At 62.3% G+C, this 18,979-nt stretch carries 19 protein-coding genes; 16 read left to right on the plus strand and 3 right to left on the minus strand.

Going from position 1 to position 18,979, the window contains the following annotated elements:
- Positions 1–16: 16 nt before the first annotated feature.
- Positions 17–985, minus strand: a complete 969-nt coding sequence (locus tag ACTJKT_RS24710; RefSeq protein ID WP_440788906.1) for a polyprenyl synthetase family protein — start codon at positions 983–985, stop codon at positions 17–19.
- Between the two features lie 241 nt (positions 986–1,226).
- Between ACTJKT_RS24710 and rplU the strand changes: the two genes are divergently transcribed.
- The 5 genes from rplU to ACTJKT_RS24735 all read left to right on the plus strand — a co-directional run bounded on the left by rplU (position 1,227) and on the right by ACTJKT_RS24735 (position 4,994).
- Positions 1,227–1,538, plus strand: a complete 312-nt coding sequence (gene rplU / locus ACTJKT_RS24715; RefSeq protein ID WP_007924746.1) for a 50S ribosomal protein L21 — start codon at positions 1,227–1,229, stop codon at positions 1,536–1,538.
- Positions 1,539–1,573: 35 nt separating this feature from the next.
- Positions 1,574–1,831 carry a 50S ribosomal protein L27 gene (gene rpmA / locus ACTJKT_RS24720; RefSeq protein ID WP_003228360.1) on the plus strand — a complete coding sequence of 86 codons (258 nt, stop codon included), beginning with the start codon at positions 1,574–1,576 and terminating at the stop codon, positions 1,829–1,831.
- A 195-nt stretch (positions 1,832–2,026) separates the two neighbouring features.
- On the plus strand, positions 2,027–3,250 hold the full coding sequence (gene cgtA, locus ACTJKT_RS24725) for an Obg family GTPase CgtA (RefSeq protein WP_440788907.1): 1,224 nt from the start codon (positions 2,027–2,029) through the stop codon (positions 3,248–3,250).
- A gap of 150 nt (positions 3,251–3,400) precedes the next feature.
- Entirely contained in the window at positions 3,401–4,519 is a 1,119-nt protein-coding gene (gene proB / locus ACTJKT_RS24730) for a glutamate 5-kinase (RefSeq protein WP_440788908.1), read from the plus strand.
- A gap of 10 nt (positions 4,520–4,529) precedes the next feature.
- Positions 4,530–4,994, plus strand: coding sequence for a CreA family protein (locus ACTJKT_RS24735; RefSeq protein ID WP_053280991.1), 465 nt, complete (start codon positions 4,530–4,532; stop codon positions 4,992–4,994).
- A gap of 141 nt (positions 4,995–5,135) precedes the next feature.
- Here ACTJKT_RS24735 and rpsT read toward each other — a convergent pair whose 3' ends face one another.
- On the minus strand, positions 5,136–5,414 hold the full coding sequence (gene rpsT, locus ACTJKT_RS24740; RefSeq protein ID WP_009050949.1) for a 30S ribosomal protein S20: 279 nt from the start codon (positions 5,412–5,414) through the stop codon (positions 5,136–5,138).
- 253 nt (positions 5,415–5,667) lie between these two features.
- Here rpsT and murJ point away from each other — a divergent pair, with 253 nt between their 5' ends.
- From murJ to ispH, 6 genes are all read left to right on the plus strand, one after another.
- Positions 5,668–7,206 carry a murein biosynthesis integral membrane protein MurJ gene (gene murJ / locus ACTJKT_RS24745; protein WP_025807548.1) on the plus strand — a complete coding sequence of 513 codons (1,539 nt, stop codon included), beginning with the start codon at positions 5,668–5,670 and terminating at the stop codon, positions 7,204–7,206.
- A 129-nt stretch (positions 7,207–7,335) separates the two neighbouring features.
- A complete protein-coding gene (ribF, locus tag ACTJKT_RS24750) occupies positions 7,336–8,280 on the plus strand; it encodes a bifunctional riboflavin kinase/FAD synthetase (RefSeq protein ID WP_440788909.1) in 945 nt (314 codons plus the stop codon).
- 13 nt (positions 8,281–8,293) lie between these two features.
- Complete coding sequence (gene ileS, locus ACTJKT_RS24755) at positions 8,294–11,125, plus strand: isoleucine--tRNA ligase (RefSeq protein ID WP_440788910.1); 2,832 nt, start codon at positions 8,294–8,296, stop codon at positions 11,123–11,125.
- Positions 11,118–11,630, plus strand: a complete 513-nt coding sequence (lspA, locus tag ACTJKT_RS24760; RefSeq protein WP_025807545.1) for a signal peptidase II — start codon at positions 11,118–11,120, stop codon at positions 11,628–11,630. Before ileS ends, lspA begins: the two co-directional genes overlap by 8 nt.
- Positions 11,623–12,075 carry an FKBP-type peptidyl-prolyl cis-trans isomerase gene (fkpB, locus tag ACTJKT_RS24765; RefSeq protein ID WP_097305158.1) on the plus strand — a complete coding sequence of 151 codons (453 nt, stop codon included), beginning with the start codon at positions 11,623–11,625 and terminating at the stop codon, positions 12,073–12,075. Before lspA ends, fkpB begins: the two co-directional genes overlap by 8 nt.
- 117 nt (positions 12,076–12,192) lie before the next feature.
- The gene (ispH, locus tag ACTJKT_RS24770; protein ID WP_023969416.1) at positions 12,193–13,140 is read left to right on the plus strand and encodes a 4-hydroxy-3-methylbut-2-enyl diphosphate reductase; all 948 of its coding nucleotides are present in this window, start codon (positions 12,193–12,195) and stop codon (positions 13,138–13,140) included.
- Here ispH and ACTJKT_RS24775 read toward each other — a convergent pair whose 3' ends face one another.
- Positions 13,141–13,665, minus strand: a complete 525-nt coding sequence (locus tag ACTJKT_RS24775; protein WP_440788911.1) for a GspH/FimT family pseudopilin — start codon at positions 13,663–13,665, stop codon at positions 13,141–13,143.
- Positions 13,666–13,798: 133 nt separating this feature from the next.
- On the opposite strand from ACTJKT_RS24775, the gene ACTJKT_RS24780 reads away from it, so the two are divergent.
- The 5 genes from ACTJKT_RS24780 to ACTJKT_RS24800 are packed head-to-tail and all read left to right on the plus strand — an operon-like array spanning position 13,799 to position 18,974.
- A complete protein-coding gene (locus tag ACTJKT_RS24780) occupies positions 13,799–14,269 on the plus strand; it encodes a GspH/FimT family pseudopilin (RefSeq protein WP_440788912.1) in 471 nt (156 codons plus the stop codon).
- Positions 14,266–14,721 (plus strand): type IV pilus modification protein PilV, encoded by a 456-nt coding sequence (gene pilV / locus ACTJKT_RS24785; protein ID WP_440788913.1) that lies wholly within the window; start codon positions 14,266–14,268, stop codon positions 14,719–14,721. Before ACTJKT_RS24780 ends, pilV begins: the two co-directional genes overlap by 4 nt.
- Positions 14,718–15,428 (plus strand): PilW family protein, encoded by a 711-nt coding sequence (locus ACTJKT_RS24790; protein ID WP_440788914.1) that lies wholly within the window; start codon positions 14,718–14,720, stop codon positions 15,426–15,428. The genes pilV and ACTJKT_RS24790 overlap by 4 nt, the downstream gene beginning before the upstream one ends.
- An 11-nt stretch (positions 15,429–15,439) precedes the next feature.
- On the plus strand, positions 15,440–15,916 hold the full coding sequence (locus ACTJKT_RS24795) for a pilus assembly PilX family protein (protein ID WP_440788915.1): 477 nt from the start codon (positions 15,440–15,442) through the stop codon (positions 15,914–15,916).
- Positions 15,903–18,974, plus strand: a complete 3,072-nt coding sequence (locus tag ACTJKT_RS24800) for a pilus assembly protein (protein WP_440788916.1) — start codon at positions 15,903–15,905, stop codon at positions 18,972–18,974. Before ACTJKT_RS24795 ends, ACTJKT_RS24800 begins: the two co-directional genes overlap by 14 nt.
- Positions 18,975–18,979: the final 5 nt, after the last annotated feature.

Below are 18,979 nucleotides of genomic sequence, written 5' to 3' on the forward strand. Positions count from 1 at the left end.
GGTACGCGGTCGAAGCTTAGTGGGTGCGGGCTACAGCGAATTCGCTCAGTTCCACCAGCGCGTCGCGGTATTCGCTCGGCGGCAAGGCTTCCAGGCAGGCGATGGCGCGAGCGATATAGTCGCGGGCCAGTTGCGCAGTGTAGTCCAGGGAACCGGAGGCTTCCACGGCAGCGCGGATGCTTTCCAGATCCTCGATACCGCCTTTCTGGATCGCCTGGCGCACCAGGGCAGCCTGTTCCGGCGTGCCTTCGCGCATGGTGTAGATCAGTGGCAGGGTCGGCTTGCCTTCGGCCAGGTCGTCGCCGACGTTCTTGCCCAGGGTTTCCGCGTCGCCGCGGTAGTCGAGCAGGTCGTCCACCAGTTGGAAGGCCACGCCCAGGTGGTCGCCGAAGGTGCGCAGGGCTTCGCTCTGCTCTTCGGTGGCGCCGGCCAGGGCGGCGGCGCTGTGGGTCGAGGCCTCGAAGAGCATCGCGGTCTTGCCGCGGATGACTTCCATGTAGGTTTCTTCGGTGGTGCTGGCGTCACGGACTTTCGACAGTTGCAGCACTTCGCCTTCGGCGATGATGCGGGTGGCTTGCGAAAGGATCTTCATCACCGGCATCGAGCCCAGCTCGACCATCATTTCGAAGGAGCGCGAGTACAGGAAGTCGCCCACCAGCACGCTCGGGGCGTTGCCCCACATGGCGTTGGCGGTCGAGCGGCCACGGCGCATGCCGGACATGTCGACCACGTCGTCATGCAGCAGGGTGGCGGTGTGCAGGAATTCGATGGTGGCGGCCAGCAGGCGCAGGTCGTCGCCTTCGCGACCCAGGGCCTTGCCACACAGCAGCACCAATAAAGGACGCAGGCGTTTACCCCCGGCCGAGGTAATGTAGTCGCCGATTTTCGATACCAGCGGCACTCGGGAGGTCAGCTGCTTCTTGATGATGCCGTCGACGGCGCTAAAATCGTCCGCCACCGCGCGGTAGAAAGCTTGGGGTTGCATCAGCGACAGGTGCTCCAGAAGGGTTGCGCGGCATGCTAGGACCCACGTCCGGGGCTGTCAAGGCGCGATGGACGGCCCCTTGCATCGCCAAGACAGCTTGCGTACAATCGCGCACCCTGAACTTCCTGGGCAGCACCTGCCTTACGCAATTGCACTTGGGCCGTTCCAGCCCCATGCAGCCATGCCAGCCAATACCTCTTCTTATAAAGAGCTGGGTGAGCAGGATTATCGGAGAAATACCATGTACGCAGTAATCGTTACCGGCGGTAAGCAATACAAGGTCGCTGAAGGTGAATACCTGAAGATCGAAAAACTGGAAATCGCCACTGGCGAATCCGTGACTTTTGACCGCGTTCTGTTGGTTGCCAATGGCGACGACGTGAACATCGGCGCACCTGTTGTTGCTGGCGCAACCGTCAAGGCTGAAGTGATCTCCCAAGGTCGTCACGATAAAGTCCGCATCATCAAGTTCCGTCGCCGTAAGCACCACATGAAGCGTATGGGCCACCGCCAGTGGTTCACCGAGATCAAAATCACCGGTATTCAGGCTTAATTTCAGCCTAATTCCTCACTAGGAGAATTGAACTCATGGCACACAAAAAAGCTGGTGGTAGTACCCGTAACGGTCGCGACTCAGAAGCCAAACGCCTTGGCGTGAAGATGTATGGCGGCCAGGTCATCAAGGCCGGCAACATCATCGTGCGTCAGCGCGGCACCCAATTCCACGCTGGCTACGGCGTTGGCATGGGTAAAGATCACACCCTCTTCGCGAAAATCGAAGGCGTGATCAAGTTTGAAGTAAAAGGCGCCTTCGGTCGTCGTTACGTGAGCGTTGTCGCAGCTTAATTGCGCGATCGCTGGAAAAGCCCTGTCTTGCGACGGGGCTTTTTCGTTTGTGGGGTGAGTCTCTTGCAAAGCTGTTTGTATGGGCTGCCAGCGCTGGATGTTACGGCCGTTGATCGGGGTCGCTGCGCTCATTTTTGCAAGAGTCTTATGTCTTAGTGTTTTTCGGCTCGCCCGTGCGGCGAGAGGCGTTTTGTTATGAAGTTCGTTGATGAAGTTTCGATCCGAGTAAAAGCTGGCGACGGCGGCAATGGCTGCATGAGTTTCCGTCGGGAAAAGTTCATCGAAAACGGTGGTCCGAACGGTGGTGACGGTGGTGATGGCGGCTCGATCTACATGATCGCCGACGAAAACCTCAACACCCTGGTGGACTACCGCTACACCCGCCATTTCGATGCCGAGCGCGGCTCCAATGGCGGCAGTACCGATTGCACGGGCAAGAAGGGTGAAGATCTGGAGCTGCGGGTTCCGGTCGGCACCACGATCATCGATGCCGGCACCCAGGAAGTCATTGGCGACCTGACCAAGGCTGGTCAGCGGCTGATGGTGGTGCAGGGCGGCTGGCACGGTCTGGGTAACACCCGTTTCAAGTCCAGTACCAACCGCGCGCCGCGCCAGACCACTCCGGGCAAGCCGGGTGAGCAGCGTGACCTCAAGCTGGAGCTGAAAGTACTGGCAGACGTTGGTCTGCTGGGCTTGCCGAATGCCGGCAAGAGCACCTTCATTCGCTCGGTTTCCGCGGCCAAGCCGAAAGTGGCCGACTATCCGTTTACCACTCTGGTGCCGAACCTGGGCGTGGTCAGTGTCGATCGCTGGAAGAGCTTCGTGATCGCCGACATTCCGGGCCTGATCGAAGGCGCTTCGGATGGTGCGGGCCTGGGTATCCGTTTCCTCAAGCACTTGGCGCGTACCCGCCTGTTGCTGCATCTCGTGGACATGGCGCCGCTGGATGAAAGCAGCTCGGCCGATGCCGCGGAAGTGATCGTCAACGAGCTGACCAAGTTCAGCCCGTCCCTGGCTGAGCGTGATCGCTGGCTGGTGCTGAACAAGTGCGACCAGATCCTCGAGGAAGAGCATGAGGCGCGGGTCAAGGAGATCGTCGATCGCCTGGAGTGGACCGGTCCGGTGTATGTGATCTCGGCCATTTCCAAAGACGGTACCGAGCGCCTGAGTCGCGACATCATGCGTTATCTGGAAGATCGTGCCGATCGTCTGGCGGCCGACCCGGCTTACGCCGACGAGTTGGCCGAGCTCGATCAGCGCATCGAGGACGAGGCGCGTGCCCAGTTGCAGGCTCTGGACGACCAGCGTGCCCTGCGCCGTAGCGGTGTGAAGAGCGTGCATGACATCGGCGACGATGACTGGGACGAAGAAGATGTGGATGACGAAGATGGTCCGGAAATCATTTACGTCCGCGACTGATTCGTTGCAGTAAACTACAAGCGCCGCTCACTGAGCGGCGTTTTAGTATCCAGGAAACGTAGTATCAAGAAGCTTAGTATCAAGAAACGTAGCCACGAATAACTTATGGGCGCGCTCGGTCGCGTGGCTCTCAAGCTAAGGTTGAAGAAGATGCGGAGTAAGGTGACAGGTGCGCAGCGTTGGGTCGTGAAGATCGGCAGCGCACTGCTGACGGCGGACGGCAAAGGGCTGGATCGCGCGGCAATGGGCGTTTGGGTCGAGCAGATGGTGGCCTTGCATGAGGCTGGCGTCGAGCTGGTATTGGTTTCCTCCGGCGCGGTCGCGGCCGGCATGAGCCGCCTGGGCTGGACCGCACGACCGAGTGCGATGCATGAGCTGCAGGCGGCCGCAGCCATTGGCCAGATGGGGTTGGTGCAGGCCTGGGAGTCGAGCTTTGCCGAGCACGGCTTGCACACCGCGCAGATCCTGCTGACCCATGATGACCTGTCCGACCGCAAGCGTTACCTGAACGCCCGCAGTACCTTGCGTGCGCTGGTCGAGCTCAAGGTGATTCCGGTCATCAATGAAAACGACACCGTGGTCACCGACGAAATCCGCTTCGGCGACAACGACACCCTGGCGGCCCTGGTGGCCAACCTGGTCGAGGCCGATCTGCTGGTGATTCTCACCGATCGCGACGGCATGTTCGATGCCGACCCGCGTAGCAATCCCGATGCCCAGCTGATTTACGAGGCGCGCGCCGATGATCCGGCGCTGGATGCGGTGGCGGGCGGTACCGGTGGCGCGCTGGGGCGCGGCGGCATGCAGACCAAGCTGCGCGCGGCGCGCCTGGCGGCCCGTTCCGGGGCGCACACCATCATTGTCGGTGGGCGTCTGGAGCGGGTGCTGGATCGCCTCAAGGCGGGCGAGCGCCTGGGTACCTTGCTGTCGCCTGAGCGCGGCATGCTGGCGGCGCGCAAGCAGTGGCTGGCTGGGCATCTGCAAACCCGTGGCACCCTGGTGCTGGATGAGGGGGCGGTGTCGGCCTTGTCCCAGGGCAACAAGAGCTTGCTGCCGGTGGGGGTCAAGCTGGTCCAGGGCAGCTTCCGTCGTGGCGAAATGGTGGTGTGCGTGGCGCCGGACGGGCGTGAAATCGCCCGCGGCCTGGCCAACTACAGCGCCCTGGAGGCGCAAAAAATTATCGGTCAGTCCTCTGATGCGATTGTCGGTTTGTTGGGGTACATGGCTGAGCCCGAGCTGGTTCACCGTGACAACCTGATTCTGGTCTAAGGAAAAACCAATGCGCGTAGCAAAAGGGTTGTTGGGGTTGCTGTTGGCGATGCCGCTGCTGGCCTCCGCTGAAGAAATCGGCCAGGTGTCGACGGTGTTCAAGTTTGTCGGGCCCAACGATCGTATTGTGGTCGAGGCCTTCGACGATCCGAAGGTGGAGGGCGTGACCTGCTACCTGTCGCGCGCCAAGACTGGTGGCGTGAAGGGTGGGTTGGGGCTGGCGGAGGATCGCGCCGAGGCCTCCATCGCCTGTCGTCAGGTCGGGCCGATCAGCTTCAAGGGTGAGCTCAAGGATGGCGAGGAAGTGTTCAAGGAGCGCACTTCGCTGGTGTTCAAGACCATGCAGGTGGTGCGTTTCCTCGACAAGAAGCGCAATACCCTGGTGTACCTGGTCTATAGCGATCGGCTGATCGAGGGCAGCCCGCAGAATGCGGTGACGGCGATTCCGATCCTGCCTTGGGCGCAGAATCCGTAATACCTGTCGAGCTCGCTCCTGCAGGGTTGCGCAATCCCTGTAGGAGCGAGCTTGCTTGCGAAGGCGGCCTGCCGCTGAAAGCACCAAATCGCAGGCAATAAAAAACCGACCCTGAGGTCGGTTTTTCAACAAGCGTGTCGCTTAGGCTGCAGCAGCGAGCTTCAGAGCCTTGATGTGGCCATTCAGGCGGCCTTTATGGCGAGCAGCTTTGTTCTTGTGGATGATGCCTTTATCGGCCATGCGGTCGATAACTGGCACGGCCAGAACATAAGCAGCTTGCGCTTTTTCAGCGTCTTTTGCGTCGATGGCTTTAACTACATTCTTGATGTAGGTACGAACCATGGAACGCAGGCTGGCGTTGTGGCTGCGACGCTTCTCAGCCTGTTTTGCACGTTTTTTGGCGGAAGGTGAGTTGGCCACCGTCGAGCTCCTCGAAAGACTTTTTGGGAAATAGCAAACAAAATAGGCCGCGAATCATGCCGATGAGTTGAAGGCTTGTCAAGGGCAGCTGATGCGTTCCGCTGAGTGGTTGGATCTGAAGAGGCGGGATATTTATTTCCGGCGCTTGACCTGTAAACTCGCGAGCTTTGGCTCTGTGCTGTTGCGGCGCGGAGTATCGCACAAGTGGGCGCATTGTTCGCCTGCTGTTTATCTACAGGCAAAAATCCTTTCCATGAACCTGCTCAAGTCGTTGGCCGCTGTCAGCTCTATCACCATGCTTTCCCGGGTTCTGGGGTTCGTGCGTGACACCATCATTGCGCGCACATTCGGCGCCGGTATGGCGACGGACGCCTTCTTCATTGCCTTCAAACTGCCCAACCTGCTGCGCCGCATCTTCGCCGAGGGCGCCTTCTCCCAGGCCTTTGTGCCGATCCTGGCGGAATACAAAAGCCAGCAGGGTGAGGAAGCGACCCGGACCTTTATTGCCTATGTCTCCGGTCTGCTGACGTTGGTGCTGGCGCTGGTCACGGCGCTGGGGATCCTTGCCGCGCCCTGGGTGATCTGGGTGACGGCGCCAGGTTTTGTCGATACCCCGGAAAAATTCACGCTGACCACCGATCTGTTGCGTGTGACCTTTCCTTATATATTGCTGATCTCGTTGTCCTCTCTGGCGGGGGCGATCCTCAATACCTGGAACCGCTTTTCGGTCCCGGCGTTCGTGCCGACGCTGCTGAACGTCGCCATGATCGTGTTCTCGGTGTTCCTGACACCTTATTTCGATCCGCCGGTCATGGCCTTGGGTTGGGCGGTGCTGGCGGGTGGCCTAGCGCAGTTGCTGTATCAGCTGCCACATCTTAAGAAGATCGGCATGCTCGTGCTGCCGCGCCTGAACCTGCGCGACACCGGGGTCTGGCGGGTGCTGAAGCAGATGCTGCCGGCCATTCTCGGGGTCTCGGTAAGCCAGATTTCGCTGATCATCAACACCATCTTCGCCTCGTTCCTGGTGGCCGGTTCGGTGTCCTGGATGTATTACGCCGATCGCCTGATGGAGCTGCCTTCGGGGGTTCTAGGGGTGGCGCTAGGCACTATCCTGCTGCCGACGCTGGCCAAGACTTACGCCAACAAGGATCGGCATGAATATTCGCGGATTCTCGATTGGGGCCTGCGCCTGTGCTTCATGCTGGTGCTGCCTTGCGCGCTGGCGCTGGGGATTCTGGCCGAGCCACTGACGGTGTCGCTGTTCCAGTACGGCCAGTTCAGCGCCTTCGATGCGTCGATGACCCAGCGTGCGCTGGTCGCGTATTCGGTCGGTTTGCTCGCGATCATTGTGATCAAGGTGCTGGCGCCGGGTTTCTATGCCCAGCAGAACATCCGTACCCCGGTGAAAATCGCGATTTTCACCCTGATCGTCACGCAACTGCTGAACCTGGCGTTTATCGGTCCGCTGAAACATGCGGGCCTGGCGCTGGCGATCAGCGCTGGGGCCTGCATCAACGCCGGTTTGCTGTTCTATCAGCTGCGCAAGCAGCAGATGTTCCTGCCGCAGCCGGGGTGGGGCAAGTTTGCCCTCAAACTGATCGTCGCGGTGAGCGTGATGACGGCGGTGCTGTTGGGGCTGATGCAGTTCATGCCAGCCTGGGACCAGGGGCATATGCTTGCGCGCTTTCTGCGTCTGGGCGTGCTGGTGGTGGCGGGCGTGGTGGCCTATTTCGGCATGCTGGCGTTGCTCGGCTTCCGCCTGCGCGACTTCAATCGCAAGGCGTTGCACTGAAGTCCTGGGGCACTTGAACGCCGGCAAGGCAGTGGTTTTGTCGGTTCGATCACTTTGGCGCGTGCTGTTGCCTGTCACCGGCCGTCGGGTGTGGTTATAATCGACCACTTTATGAGCAAGAAGCGCGTTATGCAGCTGGTCCGAGGCCTCCACAACCTGCGCCCCCAGCATCGGGGCTGTGTCGCCACTATTGGCAACTTCGACGGTGTTCACCGTGGTCACCAGGCTATCCTGGGCCGGCTGCGTGAGCGTGCGCTTGAGTTGGGCGTGCCCAGCTGCGTGGTGATATTCGAGCCGCAGCCGCGCGAGTTCTTTGCTCCGGATACCGCTCCGGCCCGCCTGGCCCGCTTGCGCGACAAGCTGCAGCTGCTGGCCGAGGAGGGCGTCGACCGGGTCTTGTGCCTGGCGTTCAACCAGCGCTTGAGCAAGCTCAGCGCCAGTGAATTCGTCGAGACCATCCTGGTCGACGGCCTGGGTGTGCAGCACCTGGAAGTCGGCGATGACTTTCGCTTCGGTTGCGACCGGGTCGGTGACTTCGACTTTTTGCAAAAGGCCGGCATCACCCAGGGTTTTACCGTCGAGGCCGCGCAGACCGTCGAACTGGATGGCCTGCGTGTCAGCAGCACCCAGGTCCGCAATGCCCTGGCGGCTGCCGATTTCGTATTGGCCGAGCGTCTGCTCGGTCGCCCGTTCCGCATCGCCGGGCGGGTCTTGCATGGACAGAAGCTGGCACGCCAGTTGGGTACGCCCACCGTCAATGTGCAGCTCAAGCGCCGTCGTGTACCGCTGTCCGGGGTGTACCTGGTCAATGTCGACATCGACGGCGAGACCTGGCCGGGCGTTGCTAACATTGGCGTGCGGCCGACGGTGGCCGGTGACGGCAAGGCCCACCTGGAAGTCCATCTTTTAGATTTTGCCGGCGATCTGTATGACCGGCGTTTGACGGTGGTTTTCCACCACAAGCTGCGTGAAGAGCAGCGTTTCGCCTCTCTGGAGGCGCTGAAGACGGCGATCAACGCGGATGTCGCCGCCGCCCGTGCCGAAGTTGCACGTATCCATAGCGCCAATCGCTAATGAAGAGCCTTAAATGACCGACTATAAAGCCACGCTAAACCTTCCGGACACCGCCTTCCCAATGAAGGCCGGCCTGCCTCAGCGCGAACCGCAGATTCTGCAGCGCTGGGACAGCATTGGCCTGTACGGTAAGTTGCGTGAAATTGGCAAGGATCGTCCGAAGTTCGTTCTTCACGACGGTCCGCCCTACGCCAACGGCTCGATTCACATCGGTCATGCGGTCAACAAGATTCTCAAGGACATGATCATCCGCTCGAAGACCCTGGCGGGCTTCGACGCGCCTTATGTTCCGGGCTGGGACTGCCACGGCCTGCCAATCGAGCACAAGGTCGAAGTCACCCACGGCAAGAACCTGTCCTCGGACAAGACCCGTGAGCTGTGCCGCGCCTACGCCACCGAGCAGATCGAGGGCCAGAAGGCCGAGTTCATCCGCCTGGGCGTGCTGGGCGACTGGGCCAACCCGTACAAGACCATGGATTTTGCCAACGAAGCCGGGGAAATCCGTGCCCTGGCGGAAATGGTCAAGGGCGGCTTCGTGTTCAAGGGCCTCAAGCCGGTGAACTGGTGTTTCGACTGCGGTTCGGCCCTGGCTGAAGCGGAAGTCGAATACCAGGACAAGAAATCCTCGACCATCGACGTGGCCTTCCCGATCGCCGACGCAGACAAGCTGGCCGCCGCCTTCGGCTTGGCCAAGCTGAGCAAGCCGGCTTCGATCGTGATCTGGACCACCACTCCGTGGACCATCCCGGCCAACCAGGCGCTGAACGTTCACCCTGAGTTCAACTACGCCCTGGTCGATGCTGGCGACAAGCTGCTGGTCCTGGCCGAAGAGCTGGTGGAGTCCTGCCTGGCCCGCTACAACCTGGAAGGTTCGGTCATCGCCACCGCCCCGGGTTCTGCACTGGAGCTGATCAACTTCCGTCACCCGTTCTACGATCGTCTGTCGCCGGTCTACCTGGCTGACTACGTCGAGCTGGGCGCCGGTACCGGCGTGGTTCACTCGTCGCCGGCCTACGGCGAAGACGACTTCGTGACCTGCAAGCGTTACGGCATGGTCAACGACGACATCCTCAACCCAGTGCAGAGCAATGGCGTGTACGCCACCTCGCTGGAGTTCTTCGGCGGCCAGTTCATCTGGAAGGCCAACCCGGCCATCGTCGACAAGCTGACGGAAGTCGGTGCGCTGCTGCACACCGAAACCATCAGCCACAGCTACATGCACTGCTGGCGCCACAAGACCCCGCTGATCTACCGCGCCACCGCGCAGTGGTTCGTCGGCATGGACAAGCAGCCAACCAGCGGCAACACCCTGCGCCAGCGCGCGTTGCAGGCCATCGAAGAGACTCAGTTCGTTCCGGCCTGGGGCCAGGCGCGCCTGCACTCGATGATCGCCAACCGTCCGGACTGGTGCATCTCCCGTCAGCGCAACTGGGGCGTGCCGATCCCGTTCTTCCTGCACAAGGAAAGCGGCGACCTGCACCCACGCACCGTCGAGCTGATGGAAGAAGTGGCCAAACGCGTCGAGCACGAAGGCATCGAAGCCTGGTTCAAGATGGACGCGGCCGAGTTGCTGGGCGATGAAGCCCCGCAATACGACAAGATCAGCGACACCCTGGACGTCTGGTTCGACTCCGGTACCACGCATTGGCACGTACTGCGCGGCTCGCACCCGATGGGCCACGCCAGCGGTCCGCGTGCCGACCTCTACCTGGAAGGTTCCGACCAGCACCGCGGCTGGTTCCACTCGTCCCTGCTGACCGGCTGCGCGATCGATGGCAATGCGCCGTATCGCGAACTGCTGACCCACGGTTTCACCGTCGACGAGAACGGCCGCAAGATGTCCAAGTCCCTGGGCAACGTGATCGCGCCGCAGAAGGTCAACGACACCCTGGGCGCCGATATCATGCGCCTGTGGGTTTCGGCCACCGACTACTCCGGCGAGATGGCGGTTTCCGACCAGATCCTGCAGCGCAGCGCCGACGCCTACCGGCGTATCCGCAACACCGCGCGCTTCCTGCTCTCCAACCTGAGCGGCTTCAACCCGGCCACCGATATCCTGCCGGCTGAGGAAATGCTCGCCCTGGACCGTTGGGCCGTGGACCGTACCCTGCTGCTGCAGCGCGAGCTGGAACTGCACTACGGCGAATACCGCTTCTGGAACGTCTACTCCAAGGTGCACAACTTCTGCGTGCAGGAGCTGGGCGGTTTCTACCTGGACATCATCAAGGACCGCCAGTACACCACCGGCGCCAACAGCAAGGCCCGGCGTTCGTGCCAGACCGCGCTGTTCCACATCTCCGAAGCGCTGGTGCGCTGGATCGCGCCGATCCTCGCCTTCACCGCCGACGAGCTGTGGCAGTACCTGCCGGGCGAGCGCAACGAGTCGGTGATGCTCAACACCTGGTACCAGGGCCTCAGCGAGCTGCCGGAAGGCTTCGAGCTGGACCGTGCCTACTGGGAGCGGATCATGGCGGTCAAGGTCGCGGTCAACAAGGAAATGGAAATCCAGCGCGCGGCCAAGGCCGTCGGTGGCAACCTGCAAGCTGAAGTGACCCTGTATGCCGAAGAGGCGCTGAGCGCCGACCTGGCCAAGCTGAGCAACGAGCTGCGCTTCGTGCTGATCACCTCCACCGCCAGCGTCGCGCCTTTCGTGCAGGCACCGGCGGATGCGGTGGAAACCGAAGTCGCCGGCCTCAAGCTGAAAGTGGTCAAGTCGAGCTTCGCCAAGTGCGCCCGTTGCTGGCACTGCCGTGAAGATGTCGGCGTGCACCCTGAGCACCCGGAAATCTGCGGTCGCTGCGTCGACAACATCAGCGGCGAAGGCGAGGTTCGTCACTATGCCTAATGCCGCGGGCCGTTTCGGCCGTCTGGGCTGGCTGTGGTTGAGCGTGCTGGTGCTGGTCATCGACCAGGCCAGCAAGCTGCACTTCGAAAGCTCGCTGTCGATGTACCAGCAGATCGTGGTGATCCCGGATTACTTCAGCTGGACCCTGGCCTACAACACCGGCGCGGCGTTCAGCTTCCTGGCGGACAGCTCGGGCTGGCAGCGCTGGTTGTTCGCCCTGATCGCGGTGGTGGTCAGCGCGGTGCTGGTGGTCTGGCTCAAGCGCCTGGGGCGCAACGAAACCTGGCTGGCGGTCGCCCTGGCACTGGTGCTGGGTGGCGCGCTGGGCAACCTGTATGACCGCATCGCCCTGGGCCATGTGATCGATTTCATCCTGGTGCATTGGCAGAACCGCTGGTATTTCCCAGCGTTCAACTTTGCCGACAGCGCCATCAGCGTGGGTGCGGTGATGCTTGCGCTGGATATGTTCAAAAGCAAGAAAACCGGAGAAGCCGTTCATGACTGAACAGGTATTGGCTGGGCAACGCATCGGCCAGAACACGGAAGTCACTTTGCATTTCGCATTGCGCCTGGAGAACGGCGACACGGTGGACAGCACCTTCGACAAGGCCCCGGCGACCTTCAAGGTCGGTGACGGCAACCTGTTGCCAGGTTTTGAAGCGGCCCTGTTCGGTTTCAAGGCGGGCGACAAGCGTAACCTGACTATCGAGCCGGAAAACGCCTTTGGCCAGCCGAACCCGCAAAACGTGCAGATCATCCCGCGTTCGCAGTTCCAGGATATGGAGCTGTCCGAAGGCCTGCTGGTGATCTTCAACGATGCGGCCAATACCGAGCTGCCAGGTGTGGTCAAAGCTTTTGACGACGCCCAGGTGACGGTTGACTTCAACCATCCGTTGGCCGGTAAAACCTTGACCTTTGATGTCGAGATCATCGACGTTAAAGCGCTTTAAAGGCATCGCGAGCAAGCTCGCTCCTACAGGGANTTTTCTGTAGGAGCGAGCTTGCTCGCGATCAACCGCGAAGCGGTTGCCATGATTATTCCTTGCCCGCAAGACACGAGGCACAGCATGCAAATCAAACTCGCCAATCCCCGTGGCTTCTGCGCTGGCGTGGACCGCGCGATCGAAATCGTCAATCGCGCCCTGGAGGTCTTCGGGCCGCCGATCTACGTGCGTCATGAAGTGGTGCACAACAAATTTGTCGTCGAAGACCTGCGCGCTCGCGGAGCGATCTTTGTCGAGGAGCTGGACCAGGTGCCGGATGACGTCATCGTGATCTTCAGCGCCCACGGCGTTTCCCAGGCCGTGCGCAGCGAAGCGGCGGGCCGTGGCCTGAAAGTCTTCGATGCGACCTGCCCGCTGGTGACCAAGGTGCATATCGAAGTGGCGCGCTACAGCCGCGACGGTCGTGAATGCATCCTGATCGGCCACGCCGGCCACCCGGAAGTCGAAGGCACCATGGGCCAGTACGACGCCAGCAACGGCGGCGCGATCTACCTGGTGGAAGACGAGAAAGACGTCGCCGAGCTGCAGGTGCGCAACCCTGAAAAGCTGGCGTTCGTCACCCAGACCACCTTGTCGATGGACGACACCAGCCGGGTCATCGATGCCCTGCGCGAGCGTTTCCCGGCCATTGGCGGGCCACGCAAGGACGATATCTGCTACGCCACGCAGAACCGTCAGGACGCGGTCAAGCAACTGGCCGACGAGTGCGATGTGGTGCTGGTGGTAGGTAGCCCGAACAGCTCCAACTCCAACCGCCTGCGTGAGCTGGCTGAGCGCATGGCCACGCCGGCGTACCTGATCGACGGGGCCGAGGATATGCAGCGCAGTTGGTTCGACGGCGTCGAGCGCATCGGTATCACCGCCGGGGCTTCGGCTCCCGAGGTGCTGGTGCGTGGCGTGATCGAACAATTGCACGCCTGGGGCGCCACCGGCGCTGACGAACTGGCCGGCCGTGAAGAAAACATCACCTTCTCCATGCCCAAGGAGCTGCGCGTTCGTTCGCTGCTCTGATCAGCCCTGCCTGTCGCATAACGCCTGCGCGGCCCTGTCGCTGCGCAGGCTGACCCGCCCACTGCGGGAAAGCACCACCTGGTGCTGGCTCATTCCCGGATCGGCCGCGCAGATGTGCAGCGTCCCGGCCTGAAAGGCGCCGCTGGGCAGCTGCGGATCGCCCAGACCACTGAAACGCACGAACTGCTGCACCGGGCGATTGCCGACAATCGCCACCCGGGCGTCCCCCCGGCGTTCAAGCAACACCGGGTTATCGCTGTCCTGCGAGCCCTCGCCACTGATATCCAGAATGATCCGCCAGCCCTGGCTCCAGTCGTCGTTCACCCCGTGAATGACCGTCTGGTGCTGACGCAGGATGGCTTCGGTGCGCGCATTGCGGATGCCGCTGGCAAGCATCTGCGCGGCATCCAGCCGGCGTGTCGACTGGAACAACTCCCCGAATGAGCTGGCGGCAAACAGCATCAGCAGGCTGGCGAGCGCCAGGCCGACGATTATTTCGATCAGGCCGAAACCCTTCTGCAGCATGGTTCTCCCTCCATGGAGTGCGACAGGTCCGGACAATCCTTGCCCGGCCATTGAGCAAAACCGCGAACCCTCGGTCTATGAAGGTTCGAAGTGCTAGAGCCAGTTATAGCCGCTGGCCGCTCAAGGGGATGGCATGCGTTACCGCACAGAGGGGTTCACGCTGATCGAATTGCTGGTCGCCCTGGCAGTTTCGGCGCTTTTGTTGACCCTGGTGGTTCCGGCGTTCAGTCAGATGGCGCAGCGCGCCAAGGCCGACAGCGACCTCAGCGAACTGCTGCGCAGCTTGAATTACGCGCGTTTGGCGGCGATCGACAGCGGCTTGCCGGTTCACCTGCGCCCGGCTGCGGTGGATTCGGACTGGAGCCGGGGGCTGTCGATTTATCAAGGCGACGGAGCGGCGATGAATGTATTGCGGGTTGTTCCCGCGGTCAGTCGCGGCGCCCGGCTGACGCTAACCTCTGAATTCGACAGCATCGGATTCAACGCGCTGGGCGGCGTATCGGCGGCGGTCCCGCCGGTCATGACCTATGTGCTGGGCGGGCAACACAGGACGATCAGGCTGTGCCTGAACGGACGGATAGCGCTAAACGGGGAGTGCAAATGACGGGCAGGAGCGTGCAGGCCGGGATGACGCTGATCGAGGTGCTGGTGGCGGTGCTGATTCTCGGCGTGGGCCTGCTCGGTGCGGCGGCGGTCCAGCTCAATGCCCTGCGCTACACCGACAGTGCCTTGATGACCAGCCAGGCCAGCTTCATTGCCTATGACATGCTCGATCGCATCCGCGCCAACAGTGCCGCGGACTACAGCGTGGCGGCGCCCGATACCGGCAATTTCAGCGTGGTTCGGGACCAGGACCTCTATGACTTCAAGCGCAATATCGAGAGCTTTGGCGGGCCGACCGCCGAGGGCCATATCAGCCTCAAGCAGGGGGTGTTCACCATCAGCATCACCTGGGATGACTCCCGTGCCGCCCATGTTTCTGCCGAGCCTGCTGAAGGCTCCCGCAGTTTTGTCTTGAGCAGCCGGGTGGCGGTGGATCCGGGGGGCAAGCAATGAGGCGCGGGAACCGAGGCTTCGGCCTGATCGAAATGCTGGTGGCGCTGGCGTTGAGCCTGATCGTGGCCTTGGGCGTGACGCAGATTTTCATCTCGGCGAAAAACACCTACCTCAGCCAGAACGCCTCGGCCGGCCTGCAAGAAGACGCACGTTTCGTGCTGAGCAAGATGCTCCAGGAAATACGCATGGTCGGCATGTTCGGCTGTCTGCAGAGCATCGCCGATTCCAGCACCGCCTCGGACTTCGCCGGCCATGCACAAACGCCGATCCGCTGGGACAACGCCAACCACCGGCTGACGCTGGTCACGGCCGATATCGGCGACAGCGGTGGCGCCCCGACCTGGACCGTGTTGAGCGATTGTCGCAACAGCGCCACCGCCTACACCGGAGCCCGCAAGGCCCCCACGGGGCAGCAGGCGTTTGCGGTGCGGCGCCTGGTGTACAGCCTGAAGAACGATCAACTGCTGATGGGCACCGGTACCGGCTCCAGTCAGGCGGTGCTGGTGAACAATGTCAGCGCTTTCGATGTGTCGTTCGGCATCGCCAGCACGGCCACGGACGTCGCGGCCTCCAGTTACAGCCGCGATCCTGGCGACCCGGCGCGGATCCGCAGCGTGCGTTTGAGCCTGACCCTGAGCGATCCCCAGGCGCGGGTGCGGCCGCAGACGTTCAACGTGGTGGCCGCCTTGCGTAATCGCTTGTTGTGAATGAGTTGCCGATGATTTCGTATCGAACGTCTCTGGGGGCGCAGCGCGGCATGGCGCTGCTGATGAGCCTGGTGTTCCTGTTGCTGCTGACCTTGATCGGCATCTCGTCGATGCAGAACGCCACCTTGCAGGAAAAGATGTCTGGCGGCCTGTGGCTGCGCAATCAGTCGTTCCAGGCGGCGGAGATGGCCCTGCGCATTGGCGAGAGCGCGGTGCAGCAGGACAGCTATTCGTTGCCGGTCTGTACCGGCGGTCAGTGCGCGCCACCCGGCGAGTCCGGGGTCATCAGCGCCGCAGGCCATAACAGCCATTCGGGCGTGACCTGGATCGCCACCGCTAACGGCTTTTACGGTGTGCAGAACATTGGCACGACGCTGGGGGCAGTGAATGTGCCGAGCAACACTTCGGCGACCCTGTACCGGGTGACCGCAGTCGGATTGGCCGGCCACTCGCGCAGCGTGCTGGAGAGCATCTATGCCAAGTACTGAAAGGCCTAGAGGATTGCTGGCTGGCGCTTTGCTGGGCCTGTATCTGAGTGCCCCGGCCTACGGCTTCACCCCGGCCCAGGCGCCCTTGGCGAATGCGGCGGCGGTGGCGCCGAATGTGATGTTGCTGCTCGACGATTCGCAGAGCATGAACAGCATCGTCTATGCCCCGGGCTTCGATCCCGGGCTGGCGCGGGCACCGGTCCGGCCCTGCCGGATGCAGGCGGGCGAATGCCTGGCCGGAGCCAGCCTGAGCGCGGATTCGGTTGCCCTTTCAACGCTGAGCCAGGCGGGCTGCGCCAGCGGTTATGTCGGGTTCTACCGCGACAATGCCCGGCCACAGTGCCTCAAGTTGCCCGATCCGGCGGGGCGCGGCAGCACCCGTTATTCGGCCGCGTACCTGGCCTATCTGCTTGCCCTGGCCGACGGCCGCGACCGGGATTTCACCGATGGTTCTATTCCCGCTCAGGACCGGATGACCCTGGTTCGTGAGGCTGCCGGCAGGCTGGTGGCTGACAACCGTGCGCTGCGCATCGGCCTGGCGAGTTTCAACCCGCCAACGGGCGGTGATTTGGCGCCGGGTGGGCGTATCGTGCGCGCCATCGGCGATCTGGCGCCGGTCGGCGACCAGGTCAGCCAGGCTCAGGCCGACAGTAACTACCAGGCATTGCTGTCCGCCATCGGCGGTCTCAAGGCCTCCGCCGAGGCGCCGCTGGCGGAAACCTATTACGAGATCAGTCGTTATTTTCGTGGCCTGACGCCTTACTACAACAGCACGCCGTCCACCTATGGCAGCCCGATCCAGTACCGCTGCCAGCGCAACTACGGCCTGGTGGTGACCGATGGGCTGCCCAGCTACGACCACAGTTTCCCCACCCGTGAACCCCAGGGGGCGGCCAGCCTGCCCGATTGGGACGGGGTACCCAATGACGGCAGCAATCCCGGCGGCAACGAGGAGGGCAGCAGCCTGTATCTGGATGACATCGCCAAGCTGGCGGTGGATATCGATATGCGCGCGGCAGGCCTGGATATCGCGGGGAAAAGCTGGGATGCGACGGGTTTCGCGCAACAGCAGATGAACACTTACACCATCGGTCTCAACGCGCAGTACCCGATGCTGGTGGATGCGGCGAACTATGGCCGGGGCAAGTTCTACCCGGTGACCGACAAGGCTGGGCTCGACGCCGCACTGGCCTCGGCCCTGGGCGAGGTTTCGGCTTCCGCGGCCCAGGCAGGCAGCGCCACGGCGGGGGCCGCCGGGCTGGCCAGCGGTTCGAGTTATTTCCAGGCGTCTTATGACCCCGTCGATTGGCATGGCACCATCAGGGCGTACGGCATCAGCCCAGCCGGTTCGATCGATACCGGTACGCCGCTATGGAGCACGGACTCGACCCTGGTACCCGGTACGTCGCCGGGGATCTTCCAGACCTGGAACAGCGCCACCCGGACCGCTGTTGCCTTGCGCCATGACCAACTGTCCGGCACGCAGCAGGCCGCGCTTGCGCAGAACCTGCCGCCCGGCATAACCACGGCCGATCTATTGGCCTGGAGCCAGGGAGTTAACCGGGCAGGGCTCAAGGTGCGTACCCGTCTGCTGGGGGATATCGTCAACTCGCCGCTGGTCATGGCGGCGCCGACCGCGCAGGACGCCGCCGATCTGCAGGGCGACAGCGGCTACAGCGCCTACCTGGCGAGCAAGGCCCAAGGCATGACCCCGAGCTTGCTGGTCAACGCCAATGACGGCCTGCTGTCGCTGATCGACCCGGAGAATGGCCGGCGCCGCTATGCCTATATGCCCTCCAGTGCCTTGCCGCTGCTGCAGCACATCGCCGATCCCGGCTATGCCAATGGCGATCGTCACCGGTTCCTGGCCGATGGTCCGGTGGCGGTATTCGATGCCCAGCTCGGCACGGCCTGGGCAACCCTGGCGCTAGCGGGCACGGGGGCCGGCGGCAAGGTGTTTTACGCGGTGCAGCTGTATGGCCAGGCCGGCAATACGCCCCAGGCGCTGTGGGAAATCGCCGCGCCTGGGGTAGCTGATATCAATCATCCATTCAATGATCTGGGTTATGCCTACGCCCGTCCGGAAGTGGCACGCTTGGCCGACGGGCGCTGGGCGGCCTTCATCGGCAATGGTTATGGCAGCCATTCCGGGGTCGCCGCCCTGTATGTGGTGGATATTCGCGACGGCTCGCTGATCAGGAAAATAGTTGTCGATAGCAATGGGCAGGAGAACGGCTTGTCCTCGGTGAAGTTGCGGGTGGACAGCCAGAATGTGGTCCAGGCGGCTTATGGCGGCGATCTCCAAGGCCATCTGTGGAAGTTCGATTTGAGCGGTCCGGCGCCGGACAGCTGGGGCCCGGCCTTTGGCGGCGCTCCGTTGTTCAGCGTCCCGGGTGGTGCGAGTCAGCCGATCACGGCGCAACCGTTACTGGTGGATCATCCCGAGGGTGGCAAGCTGGTGCTGTTTGGCACCGGCAAACTCAGCGAGCTGGCCGACAAACGCAACAAGGATGCCCAGGGTTTCTACGCGGTCTGGGATGCCCCGGGTGGGGTGGGCCGGATCAGCGTGGCTGAGCTGCAGGCGCAAGCGATCACCGGGCTGTTTGCCGGCAGCGCGGGTTCCTACATCACCAGCACTCAAGCGGACGTCAGTTATCCGGCCGAGAAGGGCTGGTACCTGCCGCTGGGAGCGGCATCGAGCGGTGAACGGGTCATCAACCCGGCCACGCTGGTGGCGGGTCGCATTGTCTTCAGCACCGCCGCTGTCGAGGCGGGCGACCCTTGTTCCAGCGCGGGCAACGGCAAATTGGTCGAGCTGGACGCATTCAGCGGTAAGATGCTCGATGACGCGGTGCTCGACACCAATGGCGATGAAGTGGTCGATGGCCTGGACACGCCTTCCAGTGGTGTCATCTTTACCGGCGGCATTCCTGCGTTGAGCGGTGTCCTTAACCGCGCTACCCGCAAAATTGTCAGCGATTCCGGCGGCGGTATTGCCTCCCTGGTCGAGAAACCGGGTGGTGGCAGCCGCCGCATCATGTGGCGACAAATACAGTAAGTGAG

It is taken from the genome of Pseudomonas sp. 22526, assembly GCF_052044735.1.
Taxonomy (GTDB): domain Bacteria; phylum Pseudomonadota; class Gammaproteobacteria; order Pseudomonadales; family Pseudomonadaceae; genus Aquipseudomonas; species Aquipseudomonas piscium.